At 65.8% G+C, this 23185-nt stretch carries 20 protein-coding genes; 9 read left to right on the top strand and 11 right to left on the bottom strand.

The genetic code is table 11. From position 1 onward, the window contains the following. Nucleotides 1-19: 19 nt before the first annotated feature. The 3 genes from MTX34_RS00120 to MTX34_RS00130 are packed head-to-tail and all read left to right on the top strand — an operon-like array spanning nucleotide 20 to nucleotide 3650. Entirely contained in the window at nucleotides 20-859 is an 840-nt protein-coding gene (locus MTX34_RS00120) for a bifunctional 2-polyprenyl-6-hydroxyphenol methylase/3-demethylubiquinol 3-O-methyltransferase UbiG (protein ID WP_243608045.1), read from the top strand. Nucleotides 860-882: 23 nt separating this feature from the next. Continuing rightward, entirely contained in the window at nucleotides 883-2406 is a 1524-nt protein-coding gene (locus MTX34_RS00125; RefSeq protein ID WP_243608429.1) for a glycoside hydrolase family 57 protein, read from the top strand. Next, a complete protein-coding gene (locus tag MTX34_RS00130; RefSeq protein ID WP_243608046.1) occupies nucleotides 2403-3650 on the top strand; it encodes a glycosyltransferase family 4 protein in 1248 nt (415 codons plus the stop codon). Before MTX34_RS00125 ends, MTX34_RS00130 begins: the two co-directional genes overlap by 4 nt. 7 nt (nucleotides 3651-3657) lie before the next feature. On the opposite strand, the gene MTX34_RS00135 is transcribed toward MTX34_RS00130, so the two are convergent. After that, nucleotides 3658-4419, bottom strand: coding sequence for an acyltransferase (locus tag MTX34_RS00135; RefSeq protein WP_243593448.1), 762 nt, complete (start codon nucleotides 4417-4419; stop codon nucleotides 3658-3660). Between the two features lie 151 nt (nucleotides 4420-4570). Between MTX34_RS00135 and MTX34_RS00140 the strand changes: the two genes are divergently transcribed. Continuing rightward, nucleotides 4571-5887: a PQQ-binding-like beta-propeller repeat protein gene (locus tag MTX34_RS00140; RefSeq protein WP_243608047.1), complete on the top strand. Its 1317-nt coding sequence runs from the start codon at nucleotides 4571-4573 to the stop codon at nucleotides 5885-5887. On the opposite strand, the gene MTX34_RS00145 is transcribed toward MTX34_RS00140, so the two are convergent. The 5 genes from MTX34_RS00145 to MTX34_RS00165 are packed head-to-tail and all read right to left on the bottom strand — an operon-like array spanning nucleotide 5875 to nucleotide 10718. Continuing rightward, a complete protein-coding gene (locus MTX34_RS00145; RefSeq protein WP_243608048.1) occupies nucleotides 5875-7047 on the bottom strand; it encodes a class I SAM-dependent methyltransferase in 1173 nt (390 codons plus the stop codon). The two genes, MTX34_RS00140 and MTX34_RS00145, sit on opposite strands and share 13 nt — an antisense overlap. 40 nt (nucleotides 7048-7087) lie before the next feature. Next, entirely contained in the window at nucleotides 7088-8146 is a 1059-nt protein-coding gene (locus MTX34_RS00150) for a class I SAM-dependent methyltransferase (protein ID WP_243593451.1), read from the bottom strand. Between the two features lie 59 nt (nucleotides 8147-8205). Next, complete coding sequence (locus tag MTX34_RS00155) at nucleotides 8206-8985, bottom strand: enoyl-CoA hydratase/isomerase family protein (protein WP_243608049.1); 780 nt, start codon at nucleotides 8983-8985, stop codon at nucleotides 8206-8208. An 11-nt stretch (nucleotides 8986-8996) separates the two neighbouring features. Continuing rightward, on the bottom strand, nucleotides 8997-9827 hold the full coding sequence (locus tag MTX34_RS00160; protein ID WP_243593453.1) for an NUDIX hydrolase: 831 nt from the start codon (nucleotides 9825-9827) through the stop codon (nucleotides 8997-8999). Between the two features lie 48 nt (nucleotides 9828-9875). Next, the gene (locus MTX34_RS00165) at nucleotides 9876-10718 is read right to left on the bottom strand and encodes an ABC transporter ATP-binding protein (protein ID WP_243593454.1); all 843 of its coding nucleotides are present in this window, start codon (nucleotides 10716-10718) and stop codon (nucleotides 9876-9878) included. Between the two features lie 73 nt (nucleotides 10719-10791). On the opposite strand from MTX34_RS00165, the gene glgX reads away from it, so the two are divergent. After that, a complete protein-coding gene (glgX, locus tag MTX34_RS00170; RefSeq protein WP_243608430.1) occupies nucleotides 10792-12915 on the top strand; it encodes a glycogen debranching protein GlgX in 2124 nt (707 codons plus the stop codon). A 666-nt stretch (nucleotides 12916-13581) separates the two neighbouring features. Here glgX and MTX34_RS00175 read toward each other — a convergent pair. The 3 genes from MTX34_RS00175 to ctaD form a co-directional block, all read right to left on the bottom strand. After that, nucleotides 13582-14361 (bottom strand): aminoacyl-tRNA hydrolase, encoded by a 780-nt coding sequence (locus MTX34_RS00175; protein ID WP_243608050.1) that lies wholly within the window; start codon nucleotides 14359-14361, stop codon nucleotides 13582-13584. After that, a complete protein-coding gene (gene serB / locus MTX34_RS00180) occupies nucleotides 14358-15584 on the bottom strand; it encodes a phosphoserine phosphatase SerB (RefSeq protein ID WP_243593456.1) in 1227 nt (408 codons plus the stop codon). The genes MTX34_RS00175 and serB overlap by 4 nt, the downstream gene beginning before the upstream one ends. A gap of 144 nt (nucleotides 15585-15728) precedes the next feature. After that, nucleotides 15729-17519 (bottom strand): cytochrome c oxidase subunit I, encoded by a 1791-nt coding sequence (gene ctaD / locus MTX34_RS00185; RefSeq protein WP_243593457.1) that lies wholly within the window; start codon nucleotides 17517-17519, stop codon nucleotides 15729-15731. A gap of 302 nt (nucleotides 17520-17821) precedes the next feature. Between ctaD and MTX34_RS00190 the strand changes: the two genes are divergently transcribed. The 4 genes from MTX34_RS00190 to MTX34_RS00205 all read left to right on the top strand — a co-directional run bounded on the left by MTX34_RS00190 (nucleotide 17822) and on the right by MTX34_RS00205 (nucleotide 20602). After that, nucleotides 17822-18907, top strand: a complete 1086-nt coding sequence (locus tag MTX34_RS00190) for an iron-siderophore ABC transporter substrate-binding protein (protein ID WP_243608051.1) — start codon at nucleotides 17822-17824, stop codon at nucleotides 18905-18907. Between the two features lie 4 nt (nucleotides 18908-18911). Further along, nucleotides 18912-19385, top strand: a complete 474-nt coding sequence (locus MTX34_RS00195) for an NUDIX domain-containing protein (RefSeq protein ID WP_243608052.1) — start codon at nucleotides 18912-18914, stop codon at nucleotides 19383-19385. A 98-nt stretch (nucleotides 19386-19483) separates the two neighbouring features. After that, nucleotides 19484-20401 (top strand): SPFH domain-containing protein, encoded by a 918-nt coding sequence (locus MTX34_RS00200; RefSeq protein WP_243593460.1) that lies wholly within the window; start codon nucleotides 19484-19486, stop codon nucleotides 20399-20401. A 3-nt stretch (nucleotides 20402-20404) separates the two neighbouring features. Beyond that, a complete protein-coding gene (locus MTX34_RS00205) occupies nucleotides 20405-20602 on the top strand; it encodes a hypothetical protein (RefSeq protein ID WP_243608053.1) in 198 nt (65 codons plus the stop codon). Between the two features lie 24 nt (nucleotides 20603-20626). On the opposite strand, the gene nrdF is transcribed toward MTX34_RS00205, so the two are convergent. Together nrdF and MTX34_RS00215 are read right to left on the bottom strand one after the other, a co-directional pair. Continuing rightward, a complete protein-coding gene (gene nrdF / locus MTX34_RS00210; RefSeq protein ID WP_008717549.1) occupies nucleotides 20627-21592 on the bottom strand; it encodes a class 1b ribonucleoside-diphosphate reductase subunit beta in 966 nt (321 codons plus the stop codon). A 161-nt stretch (nucleotides 21593-21753) separates the two neighbouring features. Next, complete coding sequence (locus MTX34_RS00215; RefSeq protein ID WP_308198446.1) at nucleotides 21754-23148, bottom strand: DUF2252 domain-containing protein; 1395 nt, start codon at nucleotides 23146-23148, stop codon at nucleotides 21754-21756. Nucleotides 23149-23185 lie beyond the last annotated feature (37 nt).

The following is a 23185-nucleotide window of genomic DNA, read 5'->3' on the forward strand; positions in this document are numbered from 1 at the left end:
CATCCGCGCCCCGACTGTTATGGAGACCACGTTGGCTTACCTCACCCGCGCCTCCACTAACCTTCCGTCGGTGAACGATTCATCGGCTCAGGCACCGGCACCGGAACCACTCCCCCTCACCGGGGAGCGCACGGTGCCCGGCATCACCGAGGAGAACTACTGGTTCCGCCGACACGAGGTGGTCTACCGCGCTCTGGTCGAACGCTGCCGAGACCGCACCGTCCTCGAAGCCGGATCCGGAGAAGGCTACGGAGCCAACATGATTGCCGATGTCGCGGCGCATGTCCTCGGCCTCGACTACGACGCGTCCGCTGCCGAACACGTGCGCGCGCGCTACCCGAGGGTGACGATGCTGCGCGGCAACCTCGACCGCCTTCCCGTCGCCGATTCCTCGATCGACGTCGTCGTCAACTTCCAGGTGATCGAGCACCTCTGGGACCAGGGCGCGTTTCTCGCCGAGGTGCACCGTGTCCTCAAGCCCGGAGGAACTCTGTTGATCAGCACGCCCAACCGCATCACGTTCTCCCCCGGCCGCGACACTCCGCTCAACCCCTTCCACACCCGCGAGCTCGATGCGGGCGAACTGACCGAGCTCCTCGTGGACGCTCGGCTCGAGGTCGACGAACTCACCGGGGTTCGGCACGGCCGCACGCTGGCCGCCCTCGACGCCAAGCACGGCGGTTCGTTCATCGACGCCCAGATCGAACGAGCCCTGGCCGGCGAACCCTGGCCCGAGGAGCTCACCGCGGACGTCGCGGCGATCTCGATCGACGACTTCGACATCACCGCCGAAAACATCGACGCCAGCCTCGACCTGGTCGCCGTCGCCACCAAGAGCTCGAGCGCGGTGATCGGGTGACATCCGGTGCCACCGTGCCGGGCATGTTCTCCCTCGTGCTGCACTCCCACCTGCCGTGGCTGGCCAATCACGGGCGCTGGCCCGTCGGCGAGGAATGGCTGTATCAATCATGGGCGGACTGCTACCTGCCGCTCACCGCGGCTCTGGAGCGACTGGCCGACGAAGGCCACACCAACGTGTTGTCGCTCGGGATCACCCCGGTGCTGGCCGCCCAGCTGGACGATCCGCACTGCCTGTCCGGGATGCACCACTGGCTCGGCAACTGGCAGCTGCGGGCCCACGAGGCGACCGACCGAGATCTGTCGGTTCGCGAGCACCGAGGTTCCGCCGCCGCGCTCGATCGGTTCGAGACCCGGTGGCGGCACGGTGGGTCCGCCGTACTGCGGCCGCTGATCGACGCCGGGACCGTCGAACTGCTGGGCGGACCGCTGGCACACCCGTTCCAGCCGCTGCTCGATCCTCGACTCCGTGCATTCTCACTCCGGGAGGGCCTGCTCGATGCCCGCGCCCGGTGGGGTGCAACGCCTAGAGGCATCTGGGCGCCCGAGTGCGGTTTCACCCCCGGCATGGAGACCGAGTACGCCGCGGCCGGGGTCTCGCACTTCATGGTCGACGGGCCCGCGATGCGCGGCGATACCTCCCTCGGCACGCCGGTGTGGGACTCCGACGTGGTCGCGTTCGGACGCGACCTGCCGGTCAGCTACCGCGTCTGGTCACCAAAATCGGGCTATCCCGGCCACGGTGCCTATCGGGACTTCCACACCTACGATCACGACACCGGACTCAAGCCTGCACGCGTCACCGGCCGCACGGTCGCCTCGCACGACAAGGCGCCCTACGACCCCGAGCGTGCCGCGGCGACGGTGGACCGCCACGTCGCCGACTTCGTCGATGTGGTGCGCAGGCGCCTGATCTCCGAATCCGAGCGAATCGGCCGCGACGCTCTGGTCGTGGCCGCATTCGACACCGAGCTGTTCGGACACTGGTGGCACGAGGGCCCGCAGTGGCTGGAGAAGCTCATGCGTGCACTCCCGGCCGCCGGAATCACCGTCGGCACGCTGAACGACGCGCGCGAGCATGGGTACGTCGGTGCACCACTCGAACTGCAGGATTCCTCGTGGGGATCGGGCAAGGACTGGCGGGTGTGGGCGGGCGACGACGTCGCCGACCTGGTGGCGCTGAACTCCGAGGTCTCCCGGACCGCTCTCGACGCCATCGACAGCGCCAGGGAGGAACAGCGTCGCACCGGTGGACCCGAACCGCGCAATCGGGTCAACGATCAGATACTGCGTGAGACACTGATGGCCGTAGCCAGCGACTGGGCGTTCATGGTCAGCAAGGATTCCGCCGCAGGTTATGCACGGGAGCGGGCGCACGTCCACGCGCACGCGCTGCGCGAGATCGCCGCCGCCACCGCGAGCGAATCGCCTGCCAGGGCGAACGACTTGGCGCAGCAGTGGAACCGCGCGGACGGATTGTTCCCTGCATTGGACGCGCGCCGGCTGCCCGGTGCCCACGAGCGAATAAGTGCAGGGGGGCCTCGATGAGGATTCTGATGGTGTCGTGGGAGTACCCACCCGTGGTGGTCGGCGGCCTGGGTCGGCACGTTCATCATCTGGCGACCGAGTTGGTCCGCTGCGGCCACGAAGTCGTCGTACTCTCGCGCCGACCCACCGGAACCGACGCCGCCACCCATCCGACGTCACACCACATCGAAGACGGCGTACTGGTGGTCGCCGTCGCCGAGGATCCGGCGCACTTCGTCTTCGGAGAGGACATGCTCGCGTGGACTCTCGCGATGGGCCATGCGATGGTGCGCGCCGGCGTCGCGCTGGGCAAACCGGGACTGGGCGAGGGCTGGCAGCCCGACGTCGTCCACGCTCACGACTGGCTGGTCGCGCACCCCGCGATCGCTCTGGCCGAGTTCTACGACGTGCCGCTGGTCTCGACCATCCACGCCACCGAGGCCGGAAGACACAGCGGCTGGATCTCCGGCCCCGTGAACCGTCAGGTGCATTCCATCGAGTGGTGGCTCGCCAACGATTCCGACGCGGTCATCACGTGCTCGTCGTCGATGAAGGACGAGGTCACCACCCTGTTCGGAGTACCCGAGTCGGCGGTGAAGGTGATTCGCAACGGAATCGACCGATCCACCTGGCACTTTCGGCGACGAGAGCCTCGATCGGAGCCGGCCAAGTTGCTCTACGTCGGCCGGCTCGAGTACGAGAAGGGCATCCAGGACGCCATCGCGGCCCTCCCGCGCATTCGACGAAGCCACCCGGGAACCACCCTGCACATCGCCGGCGAGGGAACGCAGTTCGCCTGGTTGGCAGGGTTGGCGCGCACCCACCGCGTCGCCCGAGCGGTGTCTTTCCTCGGCAATCTGGATCACGCCGAACTGCTCGGATGGCTGCACGGGGCCGACGCCATCGTCCTACCCAGTCGGTACGAGCCCTTCGGCATCATCGCTCTCGAGGCCGCGGCGGCGGGCACCCCGTTGGTCGCGTCGACCGCGGGTGGTCTCGGTGAGGCGATCGTCGACGGTGTGACGGGCCTGTCCTTCGCACCTGCCGACGTCGGCGGGCTGGCCGCGGCCATTCGCACAGTTCTCGACAACGCCGACGCCGCGCAGGAACGGGCCGTGGCCGCCCGCGAACGCCTCACCGTGGATTTCGACTGGAAGCACGTCGCCGAATCGACGGCCCAGGTCTATCTGGAAGCCAAGCGCAAAGTTCGACATCCGCTGGGCCGCCCGCACATAGTCGAACGCGCTCTCCCCGGCCGTACCTGAGCCAGGGTCAGTTCTCCCGCGCCGCCTCGGCCTGTCCGAGAGCCTTCTTGCGAGCGATATCTTCCAGCGCGGCAATGTACTTCGCGCGTTCGGCGGCACCGGCCTCCCAGGCGACCTTGCGATTGCGGACGACCTTGGCCGGCGCGCCGACGGCGATGCTGTAATCGGGGATCTCGCCCTTGACCACGGCATGGGCACCGAGCACGCAGCCACGCCCGATCCTGGTTTCGCGCAGAATCGTCACCTTGGCCGCGATCCACGTGTCCGGTCCGATTCGCACCGGCCCCTTGACGATTCCCTGATCCTTGATGGGCATGTCCACATCGTCCATCCGATGATCGAAATCGCAGATGTAGCACCAGTCGGCCACCAGCGTCGACGCGCCGATCTCGATGTCGAGGTAGGTGTTGACGACGTTGTCCTTGCCGAACACCACCTTGTCGCCGATCCGCAGCGAACCCTCGTGGCAGCGAATGGCATTGCCGTCGCCGATGTGAACCCACCGGCCGATCTCGAGCCGAGAGAGCTCGGGTGTGGAATGAATCTCGACGTTCTTGCCGAGAAACACCATGCCCTTGAGAATCACGTGCGGGTTGGCGAGCTTGAACTTCGCGAGGCGGTAGTACCGAACGAGGTACCAGGGCGTGTACGCCTTGTTGGCGAGCACCCAGTCGAGGGACGCGCGCGTGAGGAACCGCGCCTGTTCGGTGTCGCGTCGCCTCGACCCGCGCCAGCGTGTTCGCAGCGGCGCGTTCCACATACTCGTCATGGACGTTCACCCTAGTTTCTCGTTCGCCCCCTCTCTGCCGCCACCCTCGCGCGGGCTAGGGTTGCCTGTCGACTGTTGTTCGTCGGCGAGTCGAACAACAGCACGGCCCGGCACCATGTCGGGCACGGACTCGAAGCATGGGGAGCGATCGATGCGCGGCGTCAGGGCCAAGGGCAGGACCGGCAGAAGGGTCACTGCAGTAGCGGCAGCGTTGGCACTGGTGAGCGGCTGCGGCACCGACACGTCGGCCATCGAACCGCTGTCCCCCGATTCGTGGCCTGCGGCGCAGGCGAATTCCCACAACAGCGCTGCTACCGCGGTGTCGGTCGCAACTCCTCTGTCACTGGACTGGACGCGCCCCACCGGCGGCCCCGTGACCTCGCCGGTCTCCATCGGATCCACCGGTCAGATGTTCGTCACCGCTGCCACCGAATCCGGCTGCAACCTCTTCTCCTTCGAGATCGAGTCTGCGCGCAAGCGCTGGTGCAATCGCGTCGGGCCGTCCGTCGTCACCGCCACTCCTACCGTCGATTCGGCGATCAACGTCTACATCGGCGACGACGGCGGCATGAACTCGTACAACGACCACGGACAACTGCGGTGGCGCACACCGGTGTACGGAGTGCCCAAGTCCGCCCAGTTCCTCGGCGACGGCAGCGTGCTCTCGATCACCCAGATGGGCCAGGTCAGCGTGCTGGATTCGCAGAACGGGCAGCTTCGGGTGCCGATACTCGATCTGGTTCCGACGCCGAACTTCCTGACCGACCCGAACACCGATTTTCTCCCGGTCGATACCGGACTCGCGCAGTGCACCTCGGGTGAATCCGAATGCCCCGTGCCCGCTGCGCCGGCGGTCGACAGCGCGACCGGAACGATCTACCTGACGCTGTGGCGTCCGGGTTCGATTGCGCCACAGCTCGTTTCCCTGCAGTACGACCGCGACGGTTCCCCCGGACTCACCGAGCGTTGGTCCTCGGACCTGCTGCCCGCCGGAGTCGCGTCGAGTCCGGTGCTGTCCGAGGACGGATCGACGGTCTACCTGGCCGATGTCGACGGGAGGCTGACCGCGTTCGACTCGGCCGACGGTCGACAGAAGTGGACCGAGGGCACCGGGCTCGGCATCGGTGCCAGTCCCTCGATCGCTTCGGACGGCACGATCGTGCCGTCGGGCGGCGACGGCACTCTCGTCGGCTTGCGCGACAACGGTGATTCGGTCGAGCGAGTCTGGGTGCGCGACGACGTCGAACAGGCAGGCAGCGCAGCGCAATCCGCCGACGGGCGTGGGCACACCGTCGTCCGTGAGGACGACGGACTTGCACTGTTCTCGTTCGATGCAGCCACCGGTGAGACGGTGGACGTGCAGCCCGTTCCCGACGTCGTCGGCACCACTGTCGGCACGTCCATCGGACCGGACGGCCAGGTCGTCACGGCGAGCTATCTCGGCGAGATCTTCACCTACACCGGCTGACCGACGGCACCGGGAGCGCAGACGAACGCCACCGCGGACCGATCGACTCGGGCGATCACCACCGAGAGTGCCACGGATCCGCGAAGTTTGAGCTTGGGCCGCAGTATCGCGGGATCGACGTCGACTCCGCGGACCAGAATTTCCACCGAGCCGCAGTCCAACCGATTCAGTTGTTGCCGAAGCACTTTTTCCGAGAACTTCGTCTGCTCCAGAATGGGAAAGCCGCGCACCCCGGTGGGGATCGTGTCGCCGGTCAGATATGCGATCCTCGGATCGAGTTGCCACAGACCGAATCTGGCACCGTAGTGCCGAACCAGACCGGCCCGGACCACTGCGCCGTCGGGGTCGACGATGTAGCGCCCCGGCGGCCGAACCGGGATGTCGTCGGACTCGGCATCGGTCAATTCCAGAACACTGCCGTCGGACCGGAGAACGGACGCGCGACGCCGAACACCGTTCTCGCTCAACCCTTCCGACCAGAGACAGGCCTCACGCACTCCCCCGTCGAGCGAGACCACCTCGATCTCGCCGGTCCAATCGATGGCGTCGAAATCCAGGCCGGGAGCACATTTGACGACCAGATCTCGGCCGCGATAGGCGTCGAACAGGTCCGGTAACGGAGGTTGTAGTGCTGCCGGATCGTGGCGTCGACGGCCGCCCGCTCGGCGTCCGGGATCGGCAACGACGACGGTTCCCCGAGTGATGGGCGTCAGCGCGTCGGCCCGCAGCACGGTGGCACCCGGGACGTTGTGTGCGGCCATGCGCAGCCGAATCGGGTCGAGATCGCTGCCTACTGCCACATCGGCCGTGCTGACCAGTGCGGCTAATTCGCTACCGATCGAACACGTGACGTCGTGCACCCGACGGCCGGCCAGCCGAGTCGCGCGTCTGCGTGCGACCATCGTCGGAGTCGCCTGCTGGACGGCCTCGTCGGTCACCAGCCAGTGATCGGAGTCGAGCAACTTCACTCGGGCCTTGCGCCGGACCGTCACGGTTTCGATCAGTGCACTCGCATGGTCGGGGAAGCGAGTGCGCACCCAGGCCGTGTCTCGCACCGACGTTCGAGCGCCGAGCTCGAGATCGTCGACCGCAGCAAGAGCACCGGCACCGGCCTCGCTTCGGAGGAAGTCGAGGTCGGTGCCGGTGAATTCGTAGCCCACTAGCGGACTCGAGCGCAGAGTGTGCGGCGGTCCGAGCCGATCAAGCGCGAGGAGCGGGCTTGGTGCCGGTGATCATCACGTTGTAGAACAGCCCGCGCGGTACGACGTGCTGCAACACGTTCTCGTCGACCCAACTGAGCGTCTTCCAGCCGCCGAAGGCGAACTTCGCCCAGTTCCAGCCCAATTTGCCCGCGGGAACTGCGGCCTCGAACGTGCGCACCGGCCACCCGAGCAGCGCGGCGGCGAACTCTTCGGTGTTCGCCTGCACGTGCTCGGCACCGGCCGACAACGCGATGTTCTCGAGATCGGAGGGATCGAACGTGTGCAGGTCCACGACGGCCTCGAGCGCAGCGGCTCGCGAGGACTCGTCGAGCTCTTCCTGAGGCTTGCGCCAGCTCGCCAGGAACGGCAGCTTGGTCACGCGAGTGGTCGTTTCCCAGGTGATGCGACCGAGCCAGCGAGCGTAGAAGTTGCCGACTGTGGTCGGTTCGCCCGCGAAGACGAAGCGCCCGCCGGGTTTGAGTACGCGCAGCACCTCGCGCAGGGACTGCTCGACGTCCGGGATGTGGTGGAGCACAGCGTGCCCGACGACCAGATCGAAGGTGTTGTCCTCGTACGGGATGGTTTCTGCGTCGGCCACGCGCCCGTCCACATCGAGACCGAGGTGCTCGGCATTGCGCAGCGCAACCTTCACCATTCCCGGGGACAGGTCGGTGACGGAGCCCTTGTCGGCGATACCCGCCTGCATCAGATTGAGCAGGAAGAAACCGGTTCCGCAGCCCAACTCCAAGGCGCGGCCGTACGGCAGCGCGGACTGCGCCGACGCGTCACCGGACACCGCCTGATCGAACCTGCCACGGGCATAGTCGATGCATCGCTCGTCGTAGGAGATCGACCACTTGTCGTCGTAGGTCTCGGCTTCCCAGTCGTGGTACAGAACCTGCGCCAGTTTGGTGTCCGACCGTGCAGCCTCGACCTGCTCGGCAGTGGCGTGGGGGTTCGGGGCTGGATCGACCTGGCGGTCACCGGCGTCGGCCGAGACCAAGGGCGTCACATTCGAGAGAGATCGATTGACACCGTCGTGGGGGCTTGCAGTCATCAGGCGAGCCTACTATCCAGTAGCTGTGGAACAACTTTTCTCTGTGGACGGCTGCCGAATCACCGTCCGGTGAAGGTCGCCTTGCCCGGGCCGTCGGCCACGAAGGACGTCATCCCGATGGTGCGATCCTCGGTGGCGAACAGGGCCGCGAACTGCTGAGCCTCGATGCGGAGTCCAGTGGTGAGGTCGACGTCGAGTCCCTGATCGATCGACGCTTTCGCCGCGGCGAGTGCCCGCGACGCGCCCGCGGTGAACTGCATCGCCCAGGCGCGGGCGGCGTTGTAGACCTCGTCCGGCGCCACCACCTCGTCCACCAATCCGATGCGCAGCGCTTCCTCGGCACCGACGAAGCGGCCGGTGAAGACCATGTCCTTCGCACGGCTCGGGCCGACCAACCGAGCCAGCCGCTGCGTTCCGCCGCCGCCGGGGATGACACCGAGCAGCACCTCGGGAACGCCGAACTTCGCGTTGTCGCCGGCGATCCGACGGTCCGCACCCAGGGCGACCTCCAGCCCACCCCCGAGTGCGTATCCGGTCACGGCCGCAACCACGGGCTTGGGAATGGTGCTGAGCGAGCCGAGGGCGGACTGCAGATCTCCGGCGATCTCGGCCATCTCCGACGCGGACATGGCCACCATCTCCTTGATATCGGCACCGGCGGCGAAGACTTTCTCGCCGCCGTACACGATGACTGCCTTGACTTCGGCATTCACCGTTGCCTCGCGGGCCGCTGCGCGGATTTCCTCCTGCACCTGCCGATTCAACGCATTCATCGGTGGGCGATCGAGGCGGATGGTGCCGATACCGTCGGATACTTCGAGATTCACGAACTCAGCCATGGGCCGAAAGGCTACCGGGCGTCGTGCCTGCGATCGGACCAGGGATGTCGCGTTCCGGCGTAATAGGCCTCGTCGCCGTCGAAGAACACTCGTACGGTGCCGTCCTCGCGGGTCAATACAGGAAGGACCGGGGTTATCTCGCGTTCGTCCGCGACGACCTCCGCGACGGTGTCGAACCGAGACAGGGCATCCAACTGGCTCCAGGTCGGCGGCAGCAGGATCGTGTGTCCCGAGCGCCAATCCGCCAGTGCCTCGCCGGTCGAGCGCCAGCTGACCGACGCCGCCTCGCTGGTCTCACCGTCCGCATTCTGTCCCTCGGGCAGCACGGCGACGAAGAACCGGGTGTCGTACCGTCGCGCTTCGCCGACCGGAGTGATCCAGTGCGACCACGGCCGCAGCAGATCCGATCGCAGGACGAGGTCGTGTGCGGTGAGAAATTCGGCGAACGACAGCTCACGACGCTCGAGACGGCCCCGCTCCGCAGCGAACGGAGAAGTGTCGGCAACCACGGAATCCGGCGTCGAGCCGGCCAACAGGACGCCGCACTCCTCGAACGTCTCGCGCGCCGCAGCACACACCAGGGCCTGCGCCTTGCCCTCGTCGGTTCCGAAGCGTTCGGCCCACCACGACGGCGGCGGACCTGCCCAGCGGACGTCCGCTGCCGCGTCGGAGAGGTCGACGCCGCCACCGGGGAACACGGTCATGCCACCCGCGAACGCCATTCCGCCGACTCGTTCGAGAAGAAACACTTCGATCTCGGGACGTGAACGCCCGTCCCGAATCAAGATGACCGTCGAGGCATCACGCGCTGGGACGAGATCGGCAGCACTCTTCGAGCTCATATCGGCAAGGTACCGCTGCGCAGCGCGGCGGGACCCGGCGGTACGTCGCTAGCGACGGTGCGCGCCGGCAGCGCGAGTGCGGCGGGCGAAGAACCGACCGTCGACGCGATCGAGTGCGATCGACTGACTGAACGCCTCGGTCAGATTCTCGGCGGTGACGACGTCGTCCACCAGGCCCTGTGCCACCACTCCGCCTTCCTTGAGCAGCAACGCGTGACTGAACCCCGGCGGGATCTCTTCCACGTGATGGGTGATCAGCACGGTGGCGGGGGAATCCGGGTCGGCGGCGATGTCGGCCAGCCGAGCCACCAATTCCTCACGACCGCCGAGGTCGAGGCCCGCAGCAGGCTCGTCGAGCAGCAGAAGTTCGGGGTCGGTCATCAACGCACGCGCAATGAGAACCCTTTTGCGTTCGCCTTCCGAGAGGGTGCCGTACGTGCGAGATGCGAGATGCTCGGCACCGAGACTCTCGAGCATCTCCACAGCGCGTTCGGTGTCGACGGCGTCGTACTTCTCGCGCCACCGCCCCAGCACGGAGTATCCGGCGGAAACGACCAGATCGGACACGAGTTCGTCGGCCGGAATGCGATGGGCCAACGAGGACGACGACAACCCGATCCGCGGCCGAAGTTCGGCGACGTCCGCTTTGCCCATCACCTCACCGAGAACATGGGCGATACCCGACGTCGGATGGATCTCGGCCGCTGCGATGCGCAGCAACGACGTCTTTCCGGCACCGTTCGGGCCGAGGACGACCCAGCGTTCGTCCAGTTCCACCTTCCAGGTGACGGGCCCCACCAAGGTCACGCCGCCGCGGCGAACGACGACGTCGGTGAAATCTACGAGCAGGTCGGGATCCGGTTCAGACACGACGCCTATCTTCCCGCACATCGCCCCTGCATTCACGGCAGGATGTGCACGCGTGTCGCTCAATCACGATCTACCCGCCAGTGCCCACCGGACCGTGGACGAGGAATCGGGCTCCAATCCACCGGGACCACCGTTCCCCCTCGGTGCCACGGCGTTGTCGACTGGCACTCAATTTGCAGTCCACGCGCCCGAGGCCGAGGGCGTCGAAGTGTGCCTGATCGATCCGGAGGGCGGCGAACGGCGAGTAGAGCTCACCACCCGCACTTTCGGGGTTCGGCACGCATTCGTTCCCGGAGTCGAGCCCGGGGACAGATACGGCTTCCGCGCCCATGGCAGGTGGGATCCGCATTCCGGGCGTCGATTCAACGGTGCGAAAATTCTGCTCGACCCCTCCGCCCGTCGGATCAGCGGTGAATTCGGCGACCCGTCGGCTCTGTTGGCCTACGAGGACGATCCGTTCGGGGCACCGAGCACTCGGGATTCGCTCGGGCACCTCCCCCTCGCCGTGGTGTGCGCACCGCTTGCTCGCGGCGGTCGACCGGCGCGCCCGTCCGTGCCCTGGGACCGAACCGTTCTCTACGAGCTGCACGTGGGGTCGTTCACTGCTCGTCATCCGGACGTACCCGACCATCTTCGCGGTACGTACCTGGGACTCGCGCAACCCGCGGTGCTCGAACATCTCGCTCGCATCGGCGTCACCTCGGTCGAGTTGCTGCCCGTACACACCACATTCACCGAACCCGGTGTACGCGCACGAGGCATGCGCAACCACTGGGGTTACTCGACCGGCGCGTACTTTGCTCCGGATCCGCGTTTCGCCGCTGTCCGCGGGGAGGAAGTCGACGAATTTCGCACCATGGTCGACGCGTTGCACACCGCGGGAATCGAAGTGATTCTCGACGTCGTCTACAACCACACGTGCGAATCCGCAGTCGACGGCCCGTCGATCAGCTGGCGTGGACTCGACGCACCCGGTTACTACCTGCTCGACGGACGTGGCTCGGACGTCGATCTGACCGGCTGCGGCAACACTCTCGACTCCGCGTCGCCCGCGGTCGTGCGGATGGTGTGCGACAGCCTCCGATACTGGGTCGAGGACATGGGTGTGGACGGCTTCCGGTTCGACCTCGCCAGCACGCTCGGCCGGCCGGGCGGATGGCGATTCGATTCTCGCGCACCGCTGTTGACCGCCATTGCCACCGATCCGGTGCTGGCGCAACGGAAACTGATCGCGGAGCCGTGGGATGCCACCGGTGCCGGCTATCAGGTCGGCAACTTCGGAGTGGCGTGGTCGGAATGGAACGATCGTTACCGCGACACGGTACGAAACTTCTGGGCCGGCCACCATGGCGTCCGTGAACTCGCCTCGCGGCTGGCCGGTTCCGAGGATCTGTTCGCGAGCAGCGGCCGACTGCCGTGGGCGTCGATCAATTTCGTCACCGCGCACGACGGCTTCACCGCCCGCGATCTCGTGTCCTACGAGGGCAAGCACAACGAGGCCAACGGCGAGGAGAACAGGGACGGAACAGACAACAACTCGTCGGTCAATCACGGCATCGAGGGGCAGACCGATGACCCGTCGATACTGGACGCCCGAGGACGCCATGTGCGCGCCCTACTGGCCACGCTCACGCTCTCCACCGGAACGCCGATGTTGCTCGCCGGCGACGAACTGGGACACAGCCAGGGCGGCAACAACAATGCCTACTGCGTTCCCGAGAATGCTCCGGTGGCCGACGCGTGGGCAATCGACTGGGACACCGCGGATCAGAACATGATTCGCTTCGTGGGCCGACTGCTCCGTGTCCGAGCGAGTGCTCCGACACTGCGTCAGCAGGAGTTCTTCACCGGGCGAGCGACGCCGACCGGTCGCCCCGATCTCGTCTGGTTCGATTCTGCCGGAGTCGAATTCGACACCGACCGATGGAACGACGATTCGGTGCGCACCATCCAGGCCTGGGTCGACGGTTCCGACGTCCGCTCCTATGCGTCCGACGGCGGGCAGGTCGAGGATGCCAGTTCGCTTCTCGTCCTGCATTCCGGCGGACCGGCCGAGATCACGTTGGCGTGCCCGAGTTGGTCGTCCTCGCGATTCGTTCCGGTGCTCGATTCCTCGTGCGTGGACGGAGTCCCGTCGAATACCACTGCGCTGGAGCCCGGTTCGACGGTATCGGTGACCGGATCGACGGTCCTGGTGCTGCGCAGCGCGGGCAGGTGAGTCATGAACAACTGCACGAGCGGACCGACTCCCAGCGCGTAGAGAATCGTCCCGAGACCCAGCGTTCCACCGAGCAACCACCCGGTGAGGACCACTGTCGACTCGATTCCGGTGCGGGTGAGCCGAATCGACCAACCGGTCCTCGCCACCAGGCCGGTCATCAACCCGTCTCGCGGACCCGGGCCCATGCCTGCACCGATGTACAGCGCGGTCGCGAACGCGTTGATCACGATTCCCGACACCATCGCCACGGTTCTGATCGGGAGCCCGTCGAGGTGCGGCAACATCGCCGACGTCGCGTCCACGGCAACGGCAATCACTACCACGTTGCTCACGGTGCCCAGGCCCGGACGCTGCCGCAGCGGGATCCACATCAGCAGCACCGCCACCCCCGTGATCGCGGTGATGGTCCCGAAGCTGAGCGAGAGGTGGCTTTCGAGACCTTGGTGGAAAACATCCCACGGGTTGACGCCGAGCCCACCGGCGATCATCAAGGACATCGACGCCCCGTACAGCCAGAGCCCCACGTAGAGGGCAGCCAACCGAGCAGGAAGCCGACGGCCGGCGAGGACACGCAGTGGTGAGGTCAACATCCTTCCAGTCTCGGGCCTACTGGATACCTTCGGCATAGCCAATACTGAGACAGTGGACCCCGCCCATCTCCGATCACGGGACCGCGATCACCGTCGTGGAGCCGGGTGCCACTTCGGTGAAGCCCGCATCCCGCACCGCCACGGCACGTCCGGCCCGAACGTCGTCCAGTACCCGTCTCCACTGTTCCGGGCTCGCAGCTCGGACCGAACATGCGAAACCCGACGCCGCCCACTCGCGGCATTCCTCCGTGCTCATCGCACCGGCCAGCAGCATCGACGCGTGCCCCACCTGAGCCGCTGCCTTGCCCACGGTCATCGACAGGGAGGCGTCGATCCACAGCACGGGGCCGGGCGAGACCGAAGGTTCGTCCTCGGTCGACACGTCCGTCCCCCCGATCTGCAGCCGCTTGATCCGCGGATCGAGATCACCGACCCGACCGGGCACGAAGGCGCGTGCCGACGCTCCCCCGACGTCGACCGTGACACCCGGAACTTCCTGCGCCGCACGCCACTGTGCACCGCGTGCGCGGCGGGCAACTTTTCGGATGCGAGCCGAAGTCCACTCGGTGAAGGCCTCGTGCCATGACGCGCCGACGCCCACTCGTGGGTCCAGGCACAGCGCAACGGTTGCTCTGGCCGCTGCCTCGAGCAACTCGCTCCGCAGCGGCGGATCGACTTTGGGGATGTGCAGGACCAACGGCATGGCCAGGACCTGCGAGGGATCTTCCGGATCTTCGGCCCCGCCGTACCCCCGAGCGAGCTCGGCGTGGCGCGAGGGGAACGTGTTGTCCGCAGAGAATTGCTCGGCCGTCACCTCGTGCGGTGATTCGCCGGTCATGGGATCGCCGGTCATGGGATCGGGACGCGGCGGACTCCCCCGTCGACTGCGTCCGCAGCTTCGATCTCGTTCCGGGTGACGCCGAGGATGAACAGAACCGCGTCCAGATAGGGATGCGAGATGGCGGTGTCGGCAATTTCGCGCAACGCAGGCTTGGCGTTGAAGGCAACCCCGAGTCCCGCAGCAGTGAGCATGTCGATGTCGTTCGCTCCGTCGCCGACGGCCACGGTCTGCTCCATCGGCACTCCCGACAGTGCTGCGAACTCACGCAGGGCGGTCGCTTTGGCGGCGCGGTCGACCACCTCGCCGATGACCCGGCCGGTGAGCTTGCCGTCGACGATCTCCAGGGTGTTCGCCTTGACGTAGTCGAGTTCGAGTTCGTGAGCGAGTCCTTCGATGACCTGCCGAAACCCGCCGGATACGACTCCGCAGGCGAATCCGAGGCGGCGGAGGGTGCGGACGGTCGTCCGAGCTCCCGCGGTCAGCTCCAGGCTCTCGCCCACTTCGTCGATGACGGATTCGTCGAGTCCGGCCAACACGGCGACCCGCTGCTCGAGCGACTCGGCGAAGTCGATCTCACCGCGCATGGCAGCTTCGGTGACCGCACGTACCTCGTCCTCACGCCCGGCGCGGGCAGCCAACATTTCGATGACCTCACCCTGAACCAGCGTCGAGTCGACATCGAACACGATGAGCCGTTTCGATCGACGCGCGATGCCGGCCCTCTCCACGGCGATGTCCACACCGATTCCTGCTGCGATGGCTGCCAGTCCCGCACGGAGCTGCAGATCGGCATCCGGTGAGCTGTCGGTTGCGGTCACTTGCAATTCGAGGCCCGTCACCGGGTAGTCGGCAATTCCTCGTATGGAGTCGATGTTCGCAGCCTGGCGGGCCAGCTCGCGTGAGATGGTGCTGAACGCTCGCGCGGTCACCGGTCGACCGAGAACGACGACGACGTGGGTCGCCAGGCTGCGGCCGCCGTTCTGCGCAGCGCCGATTTCGACGTCCACGTGGACACCGACCGTCGCCATGGCGTCCTCCAGCTCCTCCTGCAAGGCTTCGGGATCGCGCGGACAGGTCAGCAGAACACCGAGGGTCAATCTGCCGCGAATGACCACCTGCTCCACGTCGACCAGGCTCACGTCGTGCCGAGACAGTGCGGCGAACAGCACCGATGTGACGCCCGGCTTGTCGGGTCCAGTCACCGTGACCAGCACTGTGGTGTCGCTCGAAGTCACCGAATCTCCCTTTCGCGCACGGCCAGCGGCCGGATAGGTCTTCGTGTCACCTGTCGTGGACGAGCGAGCCCGAACACGCCACGAGATTGTCGCAAGCGAAGAGCCCCACCCGGTAGCCGGGAGGGGCTCTCGCTGTGCTGTGGACTACTTGGGGTCCGGGTCTCCGGACCCTTCGTGATCGCTGGTGGCGATCGGAGCCCGGCGGGCCTGTTCGAGGACTGCGGTGGTCTTACCGCCGTGCGCTCCCGGCCCGACATGCGCTTCCGCGCGCATCCGTTCGACCATGTGCGGGTAGTGCAACTCGAACGCCGGACGCTCGGAACGGATCCGAGGCAGTTCGGTGAAGTTGTGTCGCGGCGGCGGGCACGAGGTTGCCCACTCCAGCGAGTTGCCGTAGCCCCACGGATCGTCGACGGTGACGACCTCGCCGTAGCGGTAGGACTTGAACACGTTCCACACGAACGGCAGGGTCGAGGCCCCGAGGATGAAGGCACCGATCGTGGAGATGATGTTCAACTCGGTGAACCCGTCCGAGGGAAGGTAGTCGGCGTAGCGACGCGGCATACCCTCGTTTCCGAGCCAGTGCTGCACCAGGAAGGTGGCGTGGAATCCGAAGAACGTCAGCCAGAAGTGCCACTTGCCCAGAGCCTCGTCCATCATCCGGCCCGTCATCTTCGGGAACCAGAAGTAGATGCCCGCGTATGTCGCGAACACCACGGTGCCGAACACGACGTAGTGGAAGTGGGCGACCACGAAGTAGGTGTCGGTGACCTGGAAGTCGATGGGCGGCGATGCCAGCAGAACACCCGTCAGTCCGCCGAAGACGAAGGTGATCAAGAACCCGATCGAGAACAGCATCGGCGTTTCCAGTGTCACCTGGCCTCGCCACATCGTGCCGACCCAGTTGAAGATCTTCACACCCGTCGGCACCGCGATCAGGAACGTCATGAAGGAGAAGAACGGCAGCAACACGGCGCCCGTGGCGTACATGTGGTGCGCCCACACCGCGATCGAGAGCGCGGCGATCGCAATCGTCGCGTAGATGAGACCCGAGTAGCCGAAGATCGGCTTGCGGGAGAAGACCGGGAACACCTCGGAGACGATGCCGAAGAACGGAAGCGCGATGATGTACACCTCGGGGTGACCGAAGAACCAGAACAGGTGCTGCCACAGCAGCACTCCGCCGGTCGCCGGATCGAACAGGTGCGCACCCAGGTGGCGGTCGGCCGCCAGACCCAGCAGCGCTGCGGTCAACAGCGGGAACGCGAGCAGGATCAGGATGGACGTCACCAGGATGTTCCAGGTGAAGATCGGCATCCGGAACATCGTCATACCGGGGGCGCGCAGGCAGATCACGGTGGTGATCATGTTGACGCCACCGAGGATGGTGCCGAGACCGGCGACGGCGAGGCCCATGATCCACAGGTCCGCTCCCACACCGGGCGAATGCAGTGCCGAGGTGAGCGGGGTGTAGGCGGTCCAACCGAAGTCGGCAGCACCGCCGGGAGTGATGAAACCGGCCGTGGTGATCAATGCACCGAACAGGTAGAGCCAGTACGAGAACGCGTTCAGTCGCGGGAACGCGACGTCGGGTGCGCCGATCTGCAGCGGCAGGATGTAGTTCGCAAATCCGAACACGATCGGCGTCGCGTACAGCAGCAGCATGATGGTGCCGTGCATGGTGAACAACTGGTTGTACTGCTCGTTCGACAGGAACTGCATTCCCGGTACGGCCAACTCGGCGCGCATCAACAGCGCCATGAGTCCACCGACGAGGAAGAACGCGAACGATGTCGCGATGTACATGATTCCCAACACCTTGGGATCGGTCGTCGTCACTGCTTTGTGCAGGAACGACCCCTTCGGTCCCGTTCTCGGCGGGAACGGCCGAGCAGCATCCACCGCGGGAGCGGGTCTAGGCGCTAGGGCAGTCACAGATCCTCCTGATCGCGCGTCCGACCCCGAACCACAGGGCGACGTCATCTAGTCGTGCGCTCCTCGAATCGTAGACCGTCGGACCGACGCTTGCCGAACCGGTCCTACCGTGTGTCGTATTGGACCCGATCGAGCGCGCCCGAATCACGCGATCCGCCTGCGCTGTCGGCCTTTCCGGTACCCCCGGCAACGCTGCGAGCGTCGCCTGTTTCGAGGGCTCGACGGCGTCGGTTCCGGTGTTCTGCGGCGGCCGCCTTCCGATACTGTGTGAGACCACCCGACCTGTCGAAGGAAGTTCCGCGTTGCCACTCCACCCGCGAGTCCCCCGTTCGTGTGCGCCGCGCAGAATCGGCACCCTCGCCGCCGTCTGCCTGACCGGGGCTGTGGCGCTGGTCGGCTGCTCGGACTCCGAGGCACTGGACGACGCGTCCACCATCGTCCGCACAACGACGAACATCGCCGGTGCCGGTGTGGTCGGTAACAACCGCGACACCGTCGGCCTGTGCCCCGAACTCGCACCACTCGACCGAACCGGCGTCGAGGGCGACACCCGACCCGTGGGGCATGCCGAGGGCATCAGCACCATTCCGGCCGACCCGCAGCGCATCGTCGTGCTCGACGCCGCAGGCCTGGACGCGAGCTGCACGGTCGGAATCTGGGAGCGTGTCGTGGGGGCGGCCACGATCGACCCCGATTTTCGCGGCGACGGAGACCAGCCGCTGTACCTGGGCACCGGATTGGCGTCCGTCCCGTCCGTCGGCCCGGTCGGCGCACCCGACATCGATGCGATCACCGCGCTCGACCCCGATCTGATTCTGGGAGCCGATTCTCTCGGATCCGATACCTACGACACCCTGACGGCCATCGCGCCGACGGTGTTCACCGCAACCGAGCAGGGATGGAAGGACACCTTCCTGCAGTCCGCCGCCGCGCTGGGTCGCGGCCAGTCGGGATTCGATGCACTCGCGGCGTTCTCCGCGGATGCCGAACGGGTCGGTCGTGAGATCGACGCATCTCAGACGCAGGCGTCGGTCCTCCGATTCGATGCGGACTCCATCGAGGTGGACGGACCGAACTCGTTCGCGGGCCAGGTGCTCGGCGAAGTCGGTGTCGGGCGGCCCCAGGTCCAACGCGACGGCACGTTCTCGGTCGAGTCGGACGACCTGTCTTCGGCGGAAGGCGACATCGTCTACGTGCGTTTCGCGGGCCCCGACGGTGAGGCCTTCGGGCGCGAGGTGATGGACAGCGACGCATGGCATGCCCTCGGCTCGGTCACCGACGGCCGAGTCTTCGCCGTGAACGACACGGTGTGGTCGGGTAGCGGCGTCGTCGCCGCACGGGCCATCCTGGACGATCTGTCCGCTTCTCTGAACGCCTACGTCTCCTGACGCGATGCCCATTCCCGAGTTCGTCCGCGCCCTGCGCAGTGTCGTCGGCACGTCACCGCTGTGGCTGTCCGGCGTCAGCGCCGTCGTCCTCGACGACAACGGGCGCGTACTGCTGACCCTGCGCGCGGACAACAACACCTGGGCCGTCGTGTCCGGAATCCTCGAACCCGGCGAGGAGCCTGCACCGGCCGCCTTGCGCGAGATCGGCGAGGAGACCGGAGTGGACGCCACGATCGTGCGGCTGACGAGTGTCGACGTGACGGAGCCGATCACCTACCCCAACGGCGACGTCGCGCAGTACCTGGACATCACGTTCCTCGCTCGATACACCGGAGGTACCCCACACGTCGCCGACGACGAAAACCTCGACGTCGCCTGGTTCGCACTCGATGCCCTGCCGGAAAACCTCACGGCCACTTCGCGATTGCGAATCGAGAAGGCCATTGCCGGCGAGCCGTCGGCGTGGTTCCGGCGCTGACTCGCCCGCCCAACACGAGTGCCCGATGTCAACGATCCAGTGCTCGCCGATACTAAATGTGATATCACTTTAGTATCACCATCGAGAGGGAGGTTCTCATGTCCGCACCCGCAACCGTCGCCGAGAAGCCGACGGGCACCCCGACCACCACCATTGCCGAGCGGCCGGGATGGGACCTGCCCGGCTGGTCGATGCTCGGCATCGGCCTCGCACTGTTCCTCGGCGGAATCGCCGCGTTCGCGCTCGGGCTCGTGTTCACCGTGGTCGGACTCATCGTGGCCGGCGTCGTGCTGTTCGTGCTGTCGCTGCCCGCACTCATGGGTCTGACGCTGGTGCAACCGAATCAGGCTCGCGTTCTTCAGCTTCTCGGGAGTTCGTACAGCGGCACCCTGCGGACGCCGGGGCTGCGCTGGACCAATCCGTTGACGTATCGCAGGGCCATCTCGACGCGAATCCGCAACCACGAGACCGGACAATCGAAAGTCAACGACGCCGACGGCAATCCGATCGAGATCTCCGCCATCGTCGTCTGGCAGGTTGCCGATACCGCACTGGCATCGTTCCAGGTCGATGACTACGAGGAGTTCGTCGCCGTCCAGACCGAGTCCGCCGTCCGGCACATCGCCGGCAGCTACCCGTACGACGCCGAAGGGCGAATGTCGTTGCGGGAGAACGCCGACGAGATCACCGCCGCCATGTCGGAGGAGGTGCACGCACGGGTTCGTTCGGCCGGTGTCGAGGTGATCGAAACAAGAATCAACCGTCTGGCCTATGCCCCGGAGATCGCCCAGGCCATGTTGCGGCGTCAGCAGGCCGGGGCGGTCATCGCGGCCCGACAGCAGATCGTCGAAGGTGCCGTCGGAATGGTGGAGATGGCACTCGGGAAGCTGGAGGAGAAGCACGTCGTCGAGCTCGACGAGGAGCGCAAGGCCACGATGGTGTCGAATCTGCTCGTTGTGCTGTGCAGCGACCGCGACACGCAACCTGTGGTCAACACCGGATCGCTGTATCAGTGAGCCATGGCAGTCGAACGTAAGAAGATTCTGCTGCGGTTGGACCCAGCGGTGCACGACGCCCTCGCCCGCTGGGCCTCCGACGAGCTGCGGAGCACCAACGCTCAGATCGAGTTCTTGTTGCGACGTGCCCTGAGCGAGAAGGGCCGAATGCCCAAGGACGCAGAGGACCTTCGCGCGCCGGGACGCCCACCGAAAGAGTGAGCGTCCCGACGCGCGGACTAATCTCTAGAAGTCCCAGTCCTCGTCTTCGGTGTTGACGGCCTTGCCGATCACGTACGAGGAGCCCGAACCGGAGAAGAAGTCGTGATTCTCGTCGGCGTTGGGTGAGAGCGCCGACAGGATCGCCGGGTTGACGTCCGTCTCGTCCTTAGGGAACAGGCCCTCGTAACCGAGGTTGTTCAGTGCTTTGTTGGCGTTGTAGCGCAGGAACTTCTTGACGTCCTCGGTCAGGCCGATCTCGTCGTAGAGGTCCTGGGTGTACTCGACCTCGTTGTCGTACAGCTCGAACAGCAACTCGAACGTGTAGTTCTTGAGCTCCTCGCGCTGCGCCTCGCTGACCTTCTCGAGACCCTTCTGGTACTTGTAACCGATGTAGTACCCGTGCACGGCCTCGTCGCGGATGATCAAACGGATCAGGTCCGCGGTGTTGGTGAGCTTGGCCCGCGAGGACCAGTACATGGGCAGGTAGAAGCCGGAGTAGAACAGGAACGACTCGAGCAGCGTCGACGCGACCTTGCGCTTGAGCGGATCGTCACCGTGGTAGAAGTTCAGGACGATCTCGGCTTTGCGCTGGAGGTTGACGTTCTCCTCGGACCAGCGGAATGCATCGTCGATATCGCGGGTGGAGCTGAGGGTGGAGAAGATGGAACTGTAGCTCTTGGCGTGCACCGACTCCATGAACGCGATGTTGGTGTACACCGCTTCCTCGTGGGGCGTGATGGCATCCGGGATGAGGCTGACGGCGCCGACGGTGCCCTGGATGGTGTCGAGCAGCGTCAACCCGGTGAACACCCGCATCGTCAGCTGCTTCTCGACGGCGGTCAGCGTTGCCCACGACGGGATGTCGTTGGATACCGGCACCTTCTCGGGCAACCAGAAATTACTGGTGAGACGCTCCCAGACTTCGGAGTCCTTGTCGTCCTGGACCCGATTCCAGTTGATCGCGGAGACGCGATCGATGAGCTTTACCATGGGTGCCTACCTACAGGTCGATGAGCGAGAAGTGAGGACGGAGCTACGTGAAACTTCGCTGATAGGAACACTACCCGTTGTGTCCGACAGTTCCGGGAGGCACTACAAAGTGTGCCCGGAGTGTTGCCGCGAGGAACGACCGGAATCTCGCGAGTCACCGGTCACCACCCCACCGAGCACGGGACCGTTCCGGCCTCGATGGCACCGACCAGTTGCGCGTGATCGCGATCGTTCTGATCGGCATAGGCGTGGGCGAACTCCACCATCGCCCGATCGACCTTGTCTCCGCGACCGAGGTAGTCGGCTATCGCGTCTGCGTCACCACTTCGAGCGTGTGCCCGTGCGAGGACCTCGCCGCATGCCGTGGCGAACTCGGTGAGGTACGGCCCGATGATCTCGCCGTCGGGAATGACCTTCATGTCGCGGAACTGCCGAACGTAGAAGTTGAGGTCCCCCACCGACGTCCACCCCACGAACATGTCGGTGGCGCTCTGCAGCATTCGCTGCCCGTTGACCACCCTGGCACCGTGATTGTCGTACGCGCTCGGTTCGAGAAACTTCTCGAACACCGACGGCCCTGCCTGCTTGATCTGCAGGAAGAACGGATCGCGAGTCCGCCGTTCCTCCAACAGGGCCAGATAGACCCGCATTCCGACACTCCCGACGCCGACAACCTGCCGAACGACGTCGAGGACTCGAAATCTGGACAGCAGACTCCAGATGTGGTCGTCGACGGACTCGCTGTAACCGGCGATCACCGCTTGCACCAGCTCGATCTGGGAATCCCCCACGTGAGTGCGAAAAGGTGCGTCCTCGCGAATTCTTCGACGCCCGTCCCTCGTCTCGGTGAACTTGCGGGACGCACCACGACTGGTGCGGCGCTCGGCTTTCGTTTCGATGAGCTTCTCGGCGTGGCGAGCGATGCCCGAGGAGAAATGCCCGAGCAGTCCGGCGACGTCGATGCGGTCGTACCAGATGTCGATCTCGGGAATGTTCGCGTACGCCCGCATCTTTCGGCAGTATGCCGCCGTCATCTCGGCAACCGCACGATCGGAACGCGACGAGGCCACACCGTTCTCGCGTCCGAGAACCACGAGGGAGGTGGCAAGTCGTTTGAGATCCCACTCGAACGGGCCCGGAAGAGTTTCGTCGAAATCACGGAGGTCGAAATAGAGGTTTCGTTCCGGCGTCGCCCACAATCCGAAGTTCAAGACGTGAGCGTCACCGCACAACTGCACCTCGATGCCGGTGTGCGGGGTCGACGCGAGGTCCGCGGCCATCACGGCGGCGGCACCGCGAAAATATGTCCATGGCGATGCGGACATCCGGGCGTACCGGATGGGCAGCAACTCCTGAACTCGTATCGCGTTCTGCGCAAGAACTGTCTCGAGCGCATCGTGGCCGCGCGTGTCGGGATCCCACGCCGCCAATCCGCGGCGAGGTACCCGACGGCGAGCATGTCGACCGCGTGGCGACGGCTCGGAAGGAACCGAGTCCTTCCGAGCCATAGTCACGTCGACGTCGGATTCGACCTCGCCGTCCGCTTCGGTGCCCATACCTGATTATGGTCCGCATCGCGCTCTGACATCACGG

It is taken from the genome of Rhodococcus sp. ARC_M5, from assembly GCF_022810405.1.
GTDB classification, from domain to species: domain Bacteria; phylum Actinomycetota; class Actinomycetes; order Mycobacteriales; family Mycobacteriaceae; genus Rhodococcoides; species Rhodococcoides navarretei.